The sequence below is a fragment of the Nocardia otitidiscaviarum NBRC 14405 genome (genome assembly GCF_000308635.1).
Lineage (GTDB): Bacteria > Actinomycetota > Actinomycetes > Mycobacteriales > Mycobacteriaceae > Nocardia > Nocardia otitidiscaviarum.
Map to the genome: position 1 here is coordinate 1 of NZ_BAGD01000217.1, position 359 is coordinate 359.

Annotated in this window: 1 protein-coding gene; it reads right to left on the reverse strand. The window is 65.2% G+C overall.

The genetic code is table 11. The features are described from left to right. The coding region (locus ON31_RS29395) for a hypothetical protein (RefSeq protein ID WP_039818310.1) at nucleotides 1–337 on the reverse strand (337 nt) is incomplete at its 3' end. Nucleotides 338–359 lie beyond the last annotated feature (22 nt).

Here is a 359-nt window from a genome sequence, read left to right on the forward strand (position 1 = left end):
CCGGCGGATCGTCGAATGTGATCGTGTGCGAGTGCGAAGTGTCGCCGGATCCGCCGCCGCCGGTGCGGTCCGCGGTCGGAGTGAGCATGATCCGCGGAAACGTCGCGTCGGCGTTGCGTACGAACGAGTTCCACAGCCCGGACCCGGACGGAATCACGTTGCCATCAGTGGCAGCGATATCGCGCTGTGCCTTGGTGGCCGATCCGGTGGTGCCCACGATCGGCGCTTTGCTCTTGTCGTAGATCGACGCCTCGGTGAGCTGCTGGAATTCCAGGAATGCACCCGGTCGGGTGGGGTTGAGTGCGCCGTTCGGATTCGCGCCGTCTGGCTGGGTCACGAAATCACCTCCAGTGGTGGCG